Genomic DNA, 15429 nt, shown 5'->3' with positions numbered 1-15429 from the left:
TTTCTCTCAAGCTGTGCGCAGGCTGACGCGCGCACCCTGGCCGTCGCGTTCAATCACCAGTTGTTCCAGGGAGGTCAGGAGCAGGCCGATCGCCTCTTTCTGCGGCGTTTCCGGCGGCGGATTGACCGCGATGACCGGACAGCCGGCGGCCAGGCCGGCCTGGATGCCGGCGATGGCATCCTCCACGACGATGCAGTCCGCCGGCGCAAACCCCAGTTTTTTCGCGCCCAGCAGATAGGCGTCCGGCTGGGGTTTGCCGCGGGCGACCTGCTCGGCGGTGATAAGCCATGCCGGCTGCGGCAGGCGCCCGGCCCGCAGCCGCGCGGTGGCCACCGGCATCGACCCGGAGGTCACGATGGCCCAGGGAATATCCAGCGCGTTGAGCCGGTTAAGCAAATCCACCGCCCCGGGCAGCGCCGTTACCCCGTCGATGCACTCCGCCTCGAACTTTTCCAACGCGCTGAATTCGGACTGGATGCGTTCTTCGCTTTCCCCCGGCATAAAATGGCGCAACGACGTAATAGCCTGTTTGCCGTGGATAAAGTTCAACACCTCGTCGACGGGAACCCCCCGCCGCCTGGCCCAATTTCCCCAGGCTAATTCCACCACCGGCAATGAATCAATCAAGGTTCCATCAAGGTCAAATAAAAAACCTTTACACAGCACAGGCATATCTCCGGGTTAAGCCGTCAGGCATTGATAATTTGCGTAATTTCCACCGCGCTGAGATGATATTGGCGCGGACAGGATTGCCAGACGGCCAGCATTCGCAGATATTTATCCCACATCTTGGTCTGGGCGTTGAAACCGTGGGTGCCGGAATCAAAGTGGGTGTAGCGTCCCTCGGTAAAGACCATAAAGCGTACATAGCCCAGGTAACGCGCCTCGGTGGCGGCGTCAAAGCCAAGGAACGCCAGGCGACGCTCGTCGATGTCCTGTTTTTCCTTCAGGTTCGACCAGGAGACCTGCAGCGCGTGGTGCAGTTCCATGATATCGATAATCGTGCGGCAGACGTCTTCGCTCAACTGGCCGAAATCACGGTCCAGCTCGCGCATCTGCAGGCCGTAGCCGCGTTCCACAATGGTTTGCTGACGGCGATAGCGTTCGCCGTTGTCCGGGTCCAGCATGGACATCATCTTATACTGGTTGGACAGAATTAACCGTTGGGCGTTTGTCATCTCCATCATCCACTCCTGATTGTATACCGTGGGGCGCCGAACTGTTCGCGCCAATGGCGAGCGCCGCCCCGTGGGTGCCTCTAGTCGTCTGGCGCTAGCATCGCATAATGCGTACGATGGCGGTACCGGAAGCCGGCGCTTTTTTGATTTAAGACAGCAGGTGGCGAAATATCGCCCGTCCGCCGCCCGGGAAGGCGGCTGGCGGACAGCGACATAACGCTTATAAATCGTCCAGGAAGGCTTTATCCAGCAGCTTAAACGCACGCTTAAGCACGTCGGCCAGCATTTGATAGGTCGGCACGCCTTCCACCGGCGCCAGCGCCTGACCCGCCTCGTTAAGCTGATGGCGTACTTCATGGAACCAGTGCAAAAGCGTGGGGGGCAGCGGCGTCACGGAGCGTTTACCCAGCCACCACAGCCCCTGCATCGGCAGGCTGCAGGCAAAGATGGCGGTGGCCACCGCCGGCCCAAGCTGGCCGCCGAGGGCGATTTGCCAGGTCAGGGTAAAGACCGCCACCGCCGGCATGTAGCGCACGGCAAAGCGGGTGGCCGCGATCATGCGGTTTTCAGGAAAAAGCGGCGCCAGGCGTTTCTCGGTCGGCCAGGTTTTCATATAATCTTGTCCGCGCTGGAAAATTTTGTACCAGCTTACCGAACCGGAAGGAATTGTCGCCATAGCGGGCCTCAACTTTACGAATAAAAATTAAAATTTTTGTGCAAAATCACAATCAAATTGTATAACTTTTAAATATATTTTGTCTTTACTACCGGCAATCGTTATCCTTATTGCCGCCTTATGGCTGGCCCCTACGCACCGTTTGCGCCGCCTGAGCAGCACGATTCCGTGTAATGTCGCAACGATTAACCGCGATAAGTAAACACGTGTTTCAAAAAAATGTTTAACTTCAACAGCTTTCGATTTCATGTCAAATAAAACGCACTTTGGCATGATGTTAATCATAAATCTCAACGGCGTAATGCGCTACGCTTTATAGCTGATTGATGATTTATTAACCATGCACAACAAATAGGTACTTCCATGTCGAGTAAGCTAGTACTGGTTCTTAACTGTGGCAGTTCATCCCTAAAATTTGCCATTATCGATGCTGCCAACGGTGAAGAACATCTCTCCGGCCTCGCAGAATGTTTCAACCTGCCGGAAGCGCGCATCAAATGGAAGATGGACGGCGGCAAGCACGAAGCTGCGTTAGGAAACGGCGCCGCGCACAGCGAAGCGTTGAGCTTTATTGTTAATACAATTCTCGCTCAAAAACCAGAATTATCAGCGCAGCTCACCGCAATCGGCCATCGCGTCGTTAATGTTGGCGAAAAGTATACCGCCTCCGCCCTGCTCTCGGACGATGTGCTGCAAGCCATCAAGGATTCCATCCCGTTTGCGCCGCTGCATAATCCGGCCCATATCATCGGCATCAACGAAGCGCTGAAGGCGTTTCCAAAACTGGCCGACAAAAACGTCGCCGTGTTCGATACCGCCTTCCATCAGACCATGCCGGAAGAGTCGTTCCTGTATGCCCTGCCCTATGCGTTATATGAAGAGCACCGCATCCGCCGCTACGGCGCCCACGGCACCAGCCACTACTTTGTGACGCATGAAGCGGCGCGCATGCTGGATAAACCGGTGGAAGACGTCAACCTGATCACCTGCCACCTGGGCAACGGCGGTTCGGTTACCGCAGTGCGCAACGGCAAGAGCGTTGACACCTCCATGGGCCTGACCCCGCTGGAAGGCCTGGTGATGGGCACCCGCAGCGGCGATCTCGATCCCGCCATTATCTTCTTCTTGCATAATGCCATGGGCATGTCGGTTGAACAAATCGATAAACTGCTGACCAAGGAATCCGGCCTGCTGGGCCTGACCGGCGTCACCAGCGATATGCGCTGGGTTATCGACAATTACGATACGAAACCTGAAGCCAAGCGCGCCATGGATGTCTTCTGCCACCGCCTGGCGAAATATATCGGTTCCTATACCGCCCTGATGGACGGTCGCCTGGACGCGGTGATCTTCACCGGCGGCATCGGCGAAAACGCCGCCAAGGTGCGCGAACTGACCCTGGGCAAACTGGCCCTGCTGGGCTTTGAAATCGACCAGAAGCGCAACGAAGCGGCCCGTTTCGGCAACAGCGGCGTGATCACCACCGACGCCAGCCGTCCGGCGATTGTCATCACCACCAATGAAGAACTGGTCATTGCCCAGGATGCCGCCCGTCTGACGGCGTAACAGTATCTCCGTTCCGCCGGACAAGCGCCGGCGGAATACTTGTTTGACTAACGAGCAACCGTTGAAAGAGGTTTAGCCGTGTCCCGTACAATCATGTTGATCCCAACCGGCACCAGTGTCGGCCTGACAAGCATCAGCCTGGGTGTCATTCGCGCCATGGAGCAGAAAGGCGTGCGCCTGAGCGTGTTCAAGCCGATCGCGCAGCCCCGTGCCGGCGATGACGGTCTTGACGCCACCACCAATATTATCCGCGCCAACTCCACCATTCCATCCGCCGAACCGCTGCGCATGAGCTATGTGGAGTCGCTGCTGGGCTCCAACCAGCAAGACGTGCTGATGGAAGAGATCATCGCCCGTTATCATGACAATACCAAAGACGCGGAAGTGGTATTGGTGGAAGGCCTGGTGCCGACCCGTAAACATCAGTTTGCCAACGCGCTGAACTATGAAATCGCCAAGACGCTGAATGCGGAAATCGTCTTTGTGCTGTCGCTCGGCAACGATTCGCCCGATCAGCTGAAGGAACGCATCGAGCTGGCCCGTTCCAGCTTCGGCGGCAGCAAGAATAAAAGCATCGTCGGCGTTATCGTCAATAAACTGAACGCGCCGGTGGACGAACAGGGCCGCACCCGTCCGGACCTGTCGGAAATCTTTGACGACACGCCCAAGGCCAGCGTCGCCAATATCGATCCGAAGCAGCTGTTTGAAAACAGCCCGCTGCCGGTACTGGGCTGCGTACCCTGGAGCTTTGACCTGATTGCCGTGCGCGCCATCGATATGGCCAGGCATTTGGGCGCCACCATTATCAACGAAGGCGATATCCAGACCCGTCGCGTGCGTTCGGTGACCTTCTGCGCGCGCAGCCTGCCGAACATGCTGGAGCATTTCCGTCCGGGTTCGCTGCTGGTGACTTCCGCCGATCGTCCCGACGTGTTGGTTGCCGCCTGTCTGGCGGCCATGAACGGCGTGGAACTGGGCGCCATCCTGCTGACCGGCGGCTATAAGGTGGATGAACGCATCCAACGCCTGTGCGATCGCGCCTTCCTGACCGGCCTGCCGATGTTCACCGTGCAGACCAATACCTGGCAGACCTCGCTCAGCCTGCAGGGCTTTAGCCTTGAAGTGCCGGCCGACGACCATAGCCGGGTGGAAAAAGTGCAGAACTACGTTGCCGGTCATATCGACAACAACTGGATCGAGTCCCTGACCGCCAGCTCCGAGCGTTCGCGTCGCCTGTCACCGCCGGCGTTCCGTTATCAGCTGACCGAGCTGGCGCGCCAGGCCGGCAAGCGTATCGTGATGCCCGAAGGTGATGAACCCCGTACCGTGAAAGCGGCGGCTATTTGCGCTGAACGCGGCATCGCGCATTGCGTGCTGTTGGGCAATCCGGACGAAATCCATCGCGTTGCCGCCGTGCAGGGCGTGGAATTGGGTAAAGGCATCGAGATTATCGACCCGGAAGTGGCCCGCGAACGTTACGTGGCCCGTCTGGTGGAGCTGCGCAAGAGCAAAGGCATGACCGAAGTGGTCGCGCGCGAGCAGTTGGAAGATAACGTCGTGCTGGGCACCCTGATGCTGGAACAAGGCGAAGTTGACGGCCTGGTATCCGGCGCGGTTCACACCACCGCCAATACCATCCGCCCGCCGCTGCAGTTGATCAAGACCGCGCCGGGCAGTTCGCTGGTGTCCTCGGTGTTCTTTATGCTGCTGCCGGAACAGGTGCTGGTGTATGGCGACTGCGCCATTAATCCGGACCCGACCGCGGAACAACTGGCCGAAATTGCCATTCAGTCCGCTGATTCCGCCGCGGCCTTCGGCATCGAACCGCGTGTGGCGATGATCTCCTACTCCACCGGCACGTCCGGCGCCGGCAGCGATGTGGAAAAAGTGCGTGAAGCCACCCGTCTGGCGCAGGAAAAACGTCCTGACCTGGTGATTGACGGTCCGTTGCAGTACGACGCCGCCATTATGGCCGATGTGGCGCTGTCCAAAGCGCCGAATTCGCCGGTTGCCGGTAAAGCCACCGTGTTCATCTTCCCGGATTTGAACACCGGCAACACCACGTACAAAGCAGTGCAGCGTTCAGCCGATCTGATCTCCATCGGGCCGATGCTGCAAGGGATGCGCAAGCCGGTTAATGACCTGTCGCGCGGCGCGCTGGTGGACGATATCGTTTATACCATCGCCCTGACCGCCATCCAGTCCAAACAGGCTGAAACGGCTAAATAAGCCCGCTGGCCCTGTCAGTAGTAAGCACAACGCCGGCGCAAGCCGGCGTTTTTATTTGTGCGGGTAGCCTTGATACGCCTTGTCTGGGATGGGTGGTTACGCGCCTGCCGCGCCAGGGGACTTCGGTCGGGTGGGAAATCCGTGTCCGGTTCCCCTCCTGTTGGCATGCGCTTCCCTTAACACGCCGGGTGTAGGTTCTGCGATCGCAGTCCCGGGTCCTGGCGGGCTATGGGAGTCCTAGGGTCGGGCCCTCTTGGGCATCCGTCGAGGTCAACGTCGCCACGTCGATGTCGCCGGGGTGGGGGTTGCGCTGGCGGCGTGCGGGGGATTTATGTTGCTATGGCGATGGTTTCGCTTGCCGTGCGTTCGGCGGTTATATGGAATGCCGGGTGCCGGCAAGCGATAAGGAGGCCGTACCGCGACGGCCTCCTTGACCTCCGCGCGCCCGGAAGGCATCACGCGTCGCTGCGCGATGCCTTCCGCCGCCTGTGCCCCCGTTATGCACCGGCCCGGTTAGCGCTCCCGGCGCCACCGGGCCTTTCGCCGCTCCCAGCGGCTCATGCCGGGGTCTCAGGCGCCGTCAGCGCGCTTTATGCCGGGGCATATGTCGCTGTTGGTAACGTATTTTTTTAAGCGATAGCGGCGCTGTTGTGTTGGATAGGGTCTGGCGTCGGGATAGGTTAACCTGCTTGCGGGGAGGTTTATGTTGCCGTGGCGGGGGTTTCTCTTGCCGTACGTTCGGCGGTTATATGGAATGCCGGGTGCCGGCAAGCGACAAGGAGGCCGTACCGCGACGGCCTCCTTGACCTCCGCGCGCCCGGCAGGTCGCGCGTCGCTGCGCGATGCCTTCCGTCGCCCATGCCCCCGTGATGCACCGGCCCGGTTAGCGCTCCCGGCGCCACCGGGCCTTTCGCCGCTCCCGGCGGCTCATGCCGGGGGCACAGGCGCCGTCAGCGCGCTTTATGCCGGTCCACATGTCGCTGTTCGCACGGCATATTATGTAGCAATAGTGGCGCTGTTGTTTTGGATAAGGTCTGGCGTCGGAATGCGGTTGACGGTTCTGGAATACAACGGGTACGGAATGCAGCTGGCACAGCGAAAAGTTGGACATGCAGTCATGCAGTCATGCAGTCATGCAATAAGACATTCATCATTCAGTTTTAAGTTTTAACAGTAAGCGGTAAGCGGTAAGCCATCAGCCATCAGCCATCAGCCATCAAACTGTAAACTTTAGCGCAAAATGTATACTGATACCTTTCCCGGTAATCACATGCCGCGATGGACCCCAAAGCGCTGTTTTTCTCACAGGCGATGGTGTTGACGTGGTGCCGGCATCGAGTGCGCCGGCGGCGCGCAGCGCGGCTGGATGAGCCGCCGGGAGCGGCGAAAGCCCGGATTGCGCTTGGAGCGCATATCGGGCGGTCCAAAAGCCGGGATGCGGCGTTGCCGGGAACCGCGCAGTGGCGCACGATCTGCCGGACGCGCGGAGGTCAAGGAGGCCGTCGCGGTACGGCCTCTTTGTCGCTTGCCGGCACCCGGCATTCCATATAACCGCCGAACGCACGGCAAGCGAAACCTTCGCCACGGCAACATTAATCTCCCCGCACGGCAAGCAAAACCCCCGCCACGGCAACACAAATCACCCCGCACGGCAAGCGAGACCCACGCCCGATTCAGCCGCCAAGACAGGTATTACCTTTAACATGCCCAGATTAGCCTTGAGGCAGGCAGTTACTCTTCTGCGGTTTTTTGCTCCGGGGCGGAGGGAGGTAAAGGCTTGCCGTGGCTTTGCTGGTTATTGCGGCTCATCCAAAGCGAAAGCGCCTTGAGGGAGTCCGGGGTGAATTCATCGCAGCGGGCGGTGATTTCCTCCGGGCGCAGCCATTTGACCGCCTCCACTTCTTCAGCCTGTAGGGCAAACGGACCGTGGGTGACGCAGCTGAACAGCGCGCCCCAGACCCGGCAATGGTCGTTTTCAAAGTAGAACAACCCGTGCTCAGCAAACGGCACGCCGGCGATGCCCAGCTCTTCTTCTGCTTCCCGGCGGGCGGAATCAAGCATATTTTCACCGCTTTGCACCACGCCGCCGGCGGTGGCATCCAGATAACCCGGGTAAAAATCCTTGGTGGCGGTACGGCGCTGCACCAGGATATTGCCCATGCCGTCATGGACCACGATGTAGCTGGCGCGGTGCCTGAGACGTTCTGCGCGCATCTGCTGACGGCTGGCCTGGGCGATGACTTCATTCTCTTCGTTGACGATGTCAACCCATTCCACGCCAGCAGCCTGACTCTGTTCCACCATCTTTCGAATCCCTTGTTAACGAGACGCGGGAGAGCCGCGCACCTTAATTGTAATAAAATAAAAAAATTTGCACGAGTGGATCCGTCATAACTTAGTGGTTAATCGCCACTTGCGCAATAGTCTCGCTCGTTTCCAATGACACAACTCGTAATATTTCCTGTTCCAGGAGGCCGTAGCTGGCGGCGAAGCCGCCTTTGGGGAGACTGACCGAGCCGGGATTGAAACACAGGATATCCTCCCGCCGCTCCGCCTGCGGAATATGAGTATGGCCGTAGACCACCACGTCGCCACGCCGCAGCGGGGGATGGCTGGCGGGATTGAAAAGATGCCCGTGGGTGACGAACAGCCGGGTATGATTCTCCAGCAGGACCTGCTGCCAGGGCGCGGTAATGGGAAACGTTAACAGCATTTGATCCACCTCGCTGTCGCAGTTGCCGCGCACCGCGATGATACGATCGGCATAGCCGTTCAGGAGCTCCGCCACCGCCGCCGGCTGGTATTCCTCCGGCAGGGCGTTGCGCGGGCCGTGATAAAGCAAATCGCCCAGCAGCACCAGCCACTGGGCGCCGCTGGCGTCATAGGCCGCCAGCATACGGCGGGTAGCGGCAAGCGAGCCGTGTATATCGGCGGCAAACATCAGTTTCATGGCAGCATCCTCTGGTTGTTCATCATCTCTCAAGCTTAACAAACTTACCGGCGCCGGTAACGGCGCTATGATGCGGCGGCCGGAACGGGTGGTGATTTCAACGGGCATTTGTTCTAGAGTGTCATCACGCGGCTATACATTCACAAGGAGCTTCTATGATTGACCTCTATTACGCGCCCACGCCCAACGGCCATAAAATAACGATTTTCCTGGAAGAAACCGGCCTGCCTTATCAAATCCATCCGATCAATATCTCCGCCAACCAACAGTTCGCGCCGGAATTTCTCACCATCTCGCCCAACAATAAAATACCGGCGATCGTCGACCAGCAACCCGCCGACGGCGGCGCGCCGTTAAGCCTGTTTGAATCCGGGGCGATTTTGCTTTATCTGGCGGATAAAACCGGCCAGCTTATCAGCAAGGATTTCCGCGAGCGCCAGGCCACGCTGCAATGGCTGTTCTGGCAAATGGCGGGTTTTGGCCCCATGCTGGGCCAGAACCACCATTTCAGCCATTACGCGCCCAAGCCGGTGCCTTACGCCATCGAGCGCTACCAGCTTGAGACCGTGCGCCTGTACGGCGTTTTAAACCGGCAACTGGCCCGCCATGCCTATATGGCCGGCGACAACATCAGCATTGCCGATATCGCCACCTATCCCTGGGTCGTTTCCCACGAGCGTCAGCATATCGATTTAGCGGATTTCCCGGCGGTACGGCGCTGGTTCGACAGCATTCGCTCCCGCCCCGCGGTCGAGCGCGCCTATCAGATACCCGCGCAAAAAGCTTAGCCCACGCGCCGCGCCGTCCAGCCGGCGGCGCGGTTTATTTTACCGGTTTAATTGTCAATTTATTGTCAGTTCAGGGGTTTTGTTCACTCATTTTCCCGCAAAAATGGCCTATGCTTGTAACCAAGCTGTTAATTGACGTGCGCATTGCGGGAAGCGAGGGCAAATATGAAAATTTTGATCACCGGCGGAACCGGGCTTATTGGACGGCACCTGATCGCCAGGCTGCTGACATTGTCGCACCAGATCACGGTACTGACCCGCGATCCCCAGCGTGCCCAGCAAAAACTGGGTACCCACGTGACCACCCTGACCACGCTGGCCTCATGTCCCCACCTGGATGCGTTTGACGCGGTATTCAATCTGGCGGGCGAGCCTATTGCCGATAAGCGCTGGACCGAGGAACAAAAAGATCGTCTTTGCCGCAGCCGCTGGGACGTGACCGAACGCCTGAGCCAGCTGATACGCCAGGGGGACGATCCGCCCCGCGTATTTATTTCCGGATCGGCGACGGGTTTTTACGGCAACCAGGATCAGATCCTGGTCACCGAGGACGAACCGCCGGTCGCCGAATTCACCCACACCTTATGTCAGCGCTGGGAAGAGCTGGCGCTGAGCGCGCAAAGTCCGCGCACGCGCGTCTGCCTGTCGCGCACCGGCGTGGTGCTGGCGGCGGACGGCGGCATACTGGGCAAACTGCTGCCGCTGTTTAAACTGGGGCTGGGCGGACCTATCGGCAACGGTCGCCAGTTCCTGTCCTGGATCCATATCGACGACATGGTGGATGCGCTGATCTTCCTGCTGAACACCGACGGGTTAAGCGGCCCGTTCAACCTGGTGGCGCCCTACCCGGTGCATAATGAACAATTCGCCGCCACCCTGGGCGAGGCGCTGCACCGCCCGGCCTTAATGCGCGCTCCGGCGGCGGCGGTAAAGCTGATGATGGGCGAAGGCGCCACGCTGATGCTGGGCGGCCAGCGGGCGGTCCCCAAACGCCTGGAAGCGGCCGGATTTACCTTTCGCTACATGGAGCTCAGGGACGCGCTGGCCGATATCGTTAAAGACGAATAAATCCCGAGCGCCCCATGGCACGGTATGCCCGCCAACACTTATCTCAAAGCAGACGTGTTCAAGGGAGAGCGTGCCAATGGGGTCGAATCGGGCATGATTTTCCCGCCCGACCGAGGCCCCGTGGCATGGTAGGCCCGCCAACACTTATCTCAAAGCAGACGTGTTCAAGGGAGAGCGTGCCTATGGGGTCGAATCGGGCATGATTTTACCGCCCGACCGAGGCCCCATGGCATGGTAGGCCCGCCAACACTTATCTCAAAGCAGACGTGTTCAAGGGAGAGCGTGCCTATGGGGTCGAATCGGGCGTGGTGTTCCCGCCCGACCGAGGCCCCATGGCATGGTAGGCCCGCCAACACTTATCTCAAAGCAGACGTGTTCAAGGGAGAGCGTGCCTTTGGGGTCGAATCGGGCGTGGTGTTCCCGCCCGACCGAGGCCCCATGGCATGGTAGGCCCGCCAACACTTATCTCAAAGCAGTCGTGTTCAAGGGAGAGCGTGCCTATGGGGTCGAATCGGGCATGATTTTACCGCCCGACCGAGGCCCCGTGGCATGGTAGGCCCGCCAACACTTATCTCAAAGCAGACGTGTTCAAGGGAGAGCGTGCCTATGGGGTCGAATCGGGCGTGGTGTTCCCGCCCGACCGAGGCCCCATGGCATGGTAGGCCCGCCAACACTTATCTCAAAGCAGACGTGTTCAAGGGAGAGCGTGCCTATGGGGTCGAATCGGGCGTGGTTTTCCCGCCCGACCGAGGCCCCATGGCAGGGTAGGCCCGCCAACACTTATCTCAAAGCAGACGTGTTCAAGGGAGAGCGTGCCTATGGGGTCGAATCGGGCGTGGTTTTCCCGCCCGACCGAGGCCCCATGGCAGGGTAGGCCCGCCAACACCGCTCTCAAAGCAGTCGTGTTCAAGGAAGAGCGCGCCTATTTGAGGGCGCCGGACAAGAATTGCTGCAACCGGGCGCTCTTCGGGCTCCCGAACACATCGGCCGGTGTCCCCTCTTCCTCGATAACCCCCTGGTGCAAAAATATAACGTGATTGGACACATGCCGGGCAAACTCCATCTCATGGGTCACCACCACCATGGTTTTACCCTCTTCCGCCAGCTTCTGCATAATACGCAGCACCTCGCCCACCAGCTCGGGGTCCAGCGCGGAGGTCGGTTCATCAAACAACAGCACATCCGGTTCCATCGCCAACGCGCGCGCAATGGACACCCGCTGCTGCTGCCCGCCGGACAGATTGATTGGATATTTCGCCTGGGCGCGCGCGTCAATGCCCACCTTATCCAGATACAGCACCGCCCGCTCGCGCGCCTCGCTCTTACTTAATCCCAACACCTGCACCGGCGCTTCCATCACGTTTTCCAGCACCGTCATATGGCTCCACAAATTAAAATGCTGGAATACCATGGTCAGCCGGGTCCGCAGCAGCTGCAGCTGTTTTTTATCGAACACTTTCAACTGCCCGTCCCGATCCCGCACCATATGGATATCGATATTATTGACGCTTATCGACCCCTCGCTCGGTTTTTCCAGGAAGTTGATACAGCGTAAAAACGTACTTTTACCCGACCCCGAGGAGCCGATAATGCTGATAACATCCCCCGCGCGCGCCTCCAGCGAAACCCCTTTCAGGACTTCCTGATCGCCGTAGCGCTTGTGCAGTTCCTTAATCAACAGTTTGGTATCTTGCATAGTCATATCCTGCGCGTAATGGGATTATTGCGGCTTAACGTGGCGCAGCCAGCGTTTTTCCGCCCGGCGAAACAGCCCTATCAGCACAAAAGAGATCATCAGGTAAATCACCGCCGCGATACCGAAGGCATAAAAAGGCTGGTAGGTCGCCGCGTTGATGTCGCGCGCAATCTTCAGCACGTCGGGAACCGTGGCGGTAAAGGCCAGGGCGGTGGAGTGCAGCATCAGGATCACCTCGTTACTGTAGGCCGGGATGGCGGTACGCAGCGCGGAGGGCAGGATGATGCAACGGTACAACTTAAACCAGGTGAACCCATAGGCCCGCGCCGCCTCGATTTCGCCGTGCGGCACCGCGCGAATGGCGCCCGCGAAGATTTCAGTGGTATAGGCGCAGGTATTCAGCGTCAGCGCCAGTATGGTGCAATTCAGGCCGCTGCGAAAAAAAGCGTTAAGCATATCCGTGCCGCGCACAATCTCCAGACTGTACATGCCGGAATAAAATACCAGCAGTTGCACATACAGCGGCGTACCGCGAAAGATATAGGTAAACAGCCAGACCGGGAAACGCACCCAGGGACGCGGCGACACGCGCGCCACCGCCATAAAAACCGCCAGCACCCCGCCGATAACCACGGAAGAAATCAGCAGCCACAGTGTTACCGCCAGTCCGGTAAAACGATAACCGTCGCTCCATAACAAAGCCGGACCATATTGCCGCAGGATCTCAATCATAACTCGGCCTTCTTAACGCCCATGGAATAACGCCGGGTCAGCCATAACAGCACCCCGTTGGACAAGGTGGTGAAAATCAGGTAGACCACCCCCGCCACGATGGCGAAATAAAAGGGTTGATAAGTACCCTTGCCGGCCAGCTGCGTGGCCTTGACCACATCGTTAAGGCCCAGCAGCGAGACCAGCGCCGTGGCCTTGAGAATAACCTGCCAGTTGTTGCCGATACCGGGCAGCGCGAAACGCATCATGGCCGGAAACATGATGCGGCGGAAAATCTGCACGCCGGAAAAACCAAAGGCGGTGGCCGCTTCTATCTGGCCGCGCGGCACTGCCATAAACGCGCCGCGAAAGGTTTCGGTAAAATAGGCGCCGTAGATAAAACCAAGGGTAATGATGCCGGCCGCCATGGGGTCGATATCAATCTGGTCCATGCCGATGGCTTCGGTCAGGCTGTTCAGGGCGATTTGCAGGCCGTAGAAAATCAGCAGCATCAGCACCAGATCGGGTACGCCGCGAATGAGCGTGGTATAGCCGTCAAAAATGCCTGCCAGGGTACGGCTGCGGGAAAGTTTTGCGCCGGCGCCGATCAGGCCGATGATTACCGAGAGCACCACCGACGTAAGCGCCAGCTCAAGGGTAACCAGGGCACCGTTAATGATGAGTTGCGAATAACCATAAAGCATCGATCATATCCTGTCCTGGCGGAGGATAACAACTATTCGCCCGCGCAAGGCGCGGGCAAACACAAAATGACAGGATTAACCGCCGTACACGTCAAAATCAAAATACTGCTTGGCAAATTTATCGTAGGTGCCGTCTTTGCGCATCTCGGCAAAGGCTTTGTTCAGCGCGGCCTTCAGATCGGTTTCATCTTTACGCAGGCCCATGCCGGTGCCGACGCCGAAGAATTTATCGTCTTTAACCGCCGGACCGGCGAAGACATAGCCTTTACCGGCAGGCTGTTTCAGGAAACCTTCGCTGGCGGCCACTTCATCCTGGAACGCGGCGTCGACACGGCCGGCGGCCAGATCGGCATAGATCAGATCCTGGTTGGCATAGGCGACGACGTCAATGCCCTTCGGCGCCCAGTTGGCGTTGGCATAGGCTTCCTGGGTGGAGCCTTGCAGCACGCCGACGCGTTTACCCTTCAGGGCATCCAGGGTCGGGGTAATGGTGGTGCCGGCCTTGGCGATCAGGCGGGCATTGGCGGCATACAGCTTATCGGTAAAGTCGATTTCCTGTTCGCGTTTTTCAGTAATGGAGAGCGAGGAGATGATGGCGTCGATTTTTTTCGCTTTCAGCGAGGGGATCAGGGCGTCGAAATCACTTTCCACAAAGGTGCATTTAGCCTGGATGCGTTTGCAAAGCTCTTTGGCGAGATCAATATCAAAACCGACCAGTTCGCCGCTGGCATTTTTCGATTCGAACGGCGCATAGGTGGGATCGGTGCCGATTTTAATATTTTTGGGCACGGCGGCATACGCGCTGCCGGCAGCGGCCAGAGCAAATACCAGAGGAAGGACTTTAACCAGCTTATTCATACATTACCCTCGGAATAATTTTAATTAGGCACACACCGTGATGTTTTCAGCGGAATGAGTTGCACTTTTCGTGCCATTTCAGCGCAAGTGGCCAATAGCCCGACCACCTGCGCACAAAACCGGCTGACCTGCTTATTTACTACCCGGGCCGGGGCGAACCCGCGCCGTTTCCAGCCTGAGGGCATAGCGTCAGGGCGGGTGCCGCGGGGCGGCTGCACCATAAAAAAACACAGCCTGATCACTATTGGTGCAATGTTATCAGAACGCGCCATCAGGTTGCGTCGCTATGCTGGAAACAACCTATAAAAATGCCGGCGGCTTCACATCCCGCGAATAAATCCGGCAGGATTTTCACCGTCAGTTAGCGCCCTGCCAGCGCTGGAACAGGTCCTGCGGCAGCGCGATATCGAATTGGTCCAGCACCCGGTTGACGGTCTGGTCGACCACGTCGTGCAGGGTGACGGGACGGTGATAAAACGCCGGCACCGGCGGCATGATGACGGCGCCCATTTCCGCGGCGGCGGTCATCAGCCGCAGATGGCCCACGTGCAGCGGCGTTTCGCGCACGCCCAGCACCAGGGTGCGCCGCTCTTTTAACACCACGTCGGCCGCACGCGTGAGCAGGCTGTCGCTGTAGCTGTTGACGATGGCCGACAGGGTTTTCATTGAACAGGGCAGAATCACCATGCCGGCGGTGTGGAAGGAGCCGGAGCTGATATTGGCGGCAATGTCGCGGCAATCGTGGAACTCATCCGCCAGGGCCTGCAAATCGCGCACGCTGTAATCGGTTTCAAGGGCCAGCGTCTGGCGCGCGGCGTTGCTCAGCACCAGATGGGTTTCAATGCCGTCCTGCGCCTTAAGCACCTGCAGCAGCCTGATGCCATAAATGGCGCCGCTGGCGCCGGTAATGCCGACGATCAGTCGTTTCATGTCAGTTCTCCCTGTCGCGGACGCCGGATGGATCGGCGCCGCCCATAATAAAAACACCCGGCGCGTGTTACCGCC

14 protein-coding genes are annotated in these 15429 nt (G+C 58.7%); 4 read left to right on the top strand and 10 right to left on the bottom strand.

Features of this window, described 5'->3' with window-relative positions; translation table 11 throughout:
- Positions 1 to 6 precede the first annotated feature (6 nt).
- The 3 genes from ABUK12_RS24215 to yfbV all read right to left on the bottom strand — a co-directional run bounded on the left by ABUK12_RS24215 (position 7) and on the right by yfbV (position 1854).
- Entirely contained in the window at positions 7 to 672 is a 666-nt protein-coding gene (locus tag ABUK12_RS24215) for a sugar phosphatase (RefSeq protein WP_410014202.1), read from the bottom strand.
- A 17-nt stretch (positions 673 to 689) separates the two neighbouring features.
- Positions 690 to 1184 (bottom strand): YfbU family protein, encoded by a 495-nt coding sequence (locus ABUK12_RS24210; RefSeq protein ID WP_410016763.1) that lies wholly within the window; start codon positions 1182 to 1184, stop codon positions 690 to 692.
- Positions 1185 to 1398: 214 nt separating this feature from the next.
- Positions 1399 to 1854, bottom strand: a complete 456-nt coding sequence (gene yfbV / locus ABUK12_RS24205; protein ID WP_410014201.1) for a terminus macrodomain insulation protein YfbV — start codon at positions 1852 to 1854, stop codon at positions 1399 to 1401.
- 363 nt (positions 1855 to 2217) lie between these two features.
- Here yfbV and ackA point away from each other — a divergent pair, with 363 nt between their 5' ends.
- Positions 2218 to 3420, top strand: a complete 1203-nt coding sequence (ackA, locus tag ABUK12_RS24200) for an acetate kinase (RefSeq protein ID WP_410014200.1) — start codon at positions 2218 to 2220, stop codon at positions 3418 to 3420.
- Positions 3421 to 3498: 78 nt separating this feature from the next.
- Positions 3499 to 5649 carry a phosphate acetyltransferase gene (pta, locus tag ABUK12_RS24195; RefSeq protein WP_410014199.1) on the top strand — a complete coding sequence of 717 codons (2151 nt, stop codon included), beginning with the start codon at positions 3499 to 3501 and terminating at the stop codon, positions 5647 to 5649.
- A gap of 1731 nt (positions 5650 to 7380) precedes the next feature.
- On the opposite strand, the gene yfcD is transcribed toward pta, so the two are convergent.
- Complete coding sequence (gene yfcD / locus ABUK12_RS24190) at positions 7381 to 7953, bottom strand: NUDIX hydrolase YfcD (RefSeq protein ID WP_410014198.1); 573 nt, start codon at positions 7951 to 7953, stop codon at positions 7381 to 7383.
- A gap of 91 nt (positions 7954 to 8044) precedes the next feature.
- Complete coding sequence (gene yfcE, locus ABUK12_RS24185; RefSeq protein WP_410014197.1) at positions 8045 to 8599, bottom strand: phosphodiesterase; 555 nt, start codon at positions 8597 to 8599, stop codon at positions 8045 to 8047.
- 155 nt (positions 8600 to 8754) lie between these two features.
- Here yfcE and ABUK12_RS24180 point away from each other — a divergent pair, with 155 nt between their 5' ends.
- Together ABUK12_RS24180 and ABUK12_RS24175 are read left to right on the top strand one after the other, a co-directional pair.
- Complete coding sequence (locus ABUK12_RS24180) at positions 8755 to 9387, top strand: glutathione binding-like protein (RefSeq protein WP_410014196.1); 633 nt, start codon at positions 8755 to 8757, stop codon at positions 9385 to 9387.
- A gap of 165 nt (positions 9388 to 9552) precedes the next feature.
- Positions 9553 to 10455 (top strand): TIGR01777 family oxidoreductase, encoded by a 903-nt coding sequence (locus ABUK12_RS24175; protein WP_410014195.1) that lies wholly within the window; start codon positions 9553 to 9555, stop codon positions 10453 to 10455.
- Positions 10456 to 11377: 922 nt separating this feature from the next.
- On the opposite strand, the gene hisP is transcribed toward ABUK12_RS24175, so the two are convergent.
- The 5 genes from hisP to ABUK12_RS24150 all read right to left on the bottom strand — a co-directional run bounded on the left by hisP (position 11378) and on the right by ABUK12_RS24150 (position 15354).
- The gene (gene hisP / locus ABUK12_RS24170; protein ID WP_410014194.1) at positions 11378 to 12151 is read right to left on the bottom strand and encodes a histidine ABC transporter ATP-binding protein HisP; all 774 of its coding nucleotides are present in this window, start codon (positions 12149 to 12151) and stop codon (positions 11378 to 11380) included.
- A gap of 24 nt (positions 12152 to 12175) precedes the next feature.
- Positions 12176 to 12883: an ABC transporter permease gene (locus tag ABUK12_RS24165; protein WP_410014193.1), complete on the bottom strand. Its 708-nt coding sequence runs from the start codon at positions 12881 to 12883 to the stop codon at positions 12176 to 12178.
- Positions 12880 to 13566 carry a histidine ABC transporter permease HisQ gene (locus ABUK12_RS24160; protein ID WP_410014192.1) on the bottom strand — a complete coding sequence of 229 codons (687 nt, stop codon included), beginning with the start codon at positions 13564 to 13566 and terminating at the stop codon, positions 12880 to 12882. Before ABUK12_RS24160 ends, ABUK12_RS24165 begins: the two co-directional genes overlap by 4 nt.
- A 75-nt stretch (positions 13567 to 13641) precedes the next feature.
- Entirely contained in the window at positions 13642 to 14424 is a 783-nt protein-coding gene (argT, locus tag ABUK12_RS24155; RefSeq protein ID WP_410014191.1) for a lysine/arginine/ornithine ABC transporter substrate-binding protein ArgT, read from the bottom strand.
- A 357-nt stretch (positions 14425 to 14781) separates the two neighbouring features.
- Positions 14782 to 15354: a UbiX family flavin prenyltransferase gene (locus tag ABUK12_RS24150; protein WP_410014190.1), complete on the bottom strand. Its 573-nt coding sequence runs from the start codon at positions 15352 to 15354 to the stop codon at positions 14782 to 14784.
- Between the last annotated feature and the right edge of the window lie 75 nt (positions 15355 to 15429).

The organism is Sodalis sp. C49 (assembly GCF_046352915.1).
Lineage (GTDB): Bacteria > Pseudomonadota > Gammaproteobacteria > Enterobacterales > Enterobacteriaceae > Acerihabitans.
The sequence above is the reverse complement of the archived record's forward strand: the minus strand, read 5'-3'. Positions and strand labels throughout refer to the sequence as shown.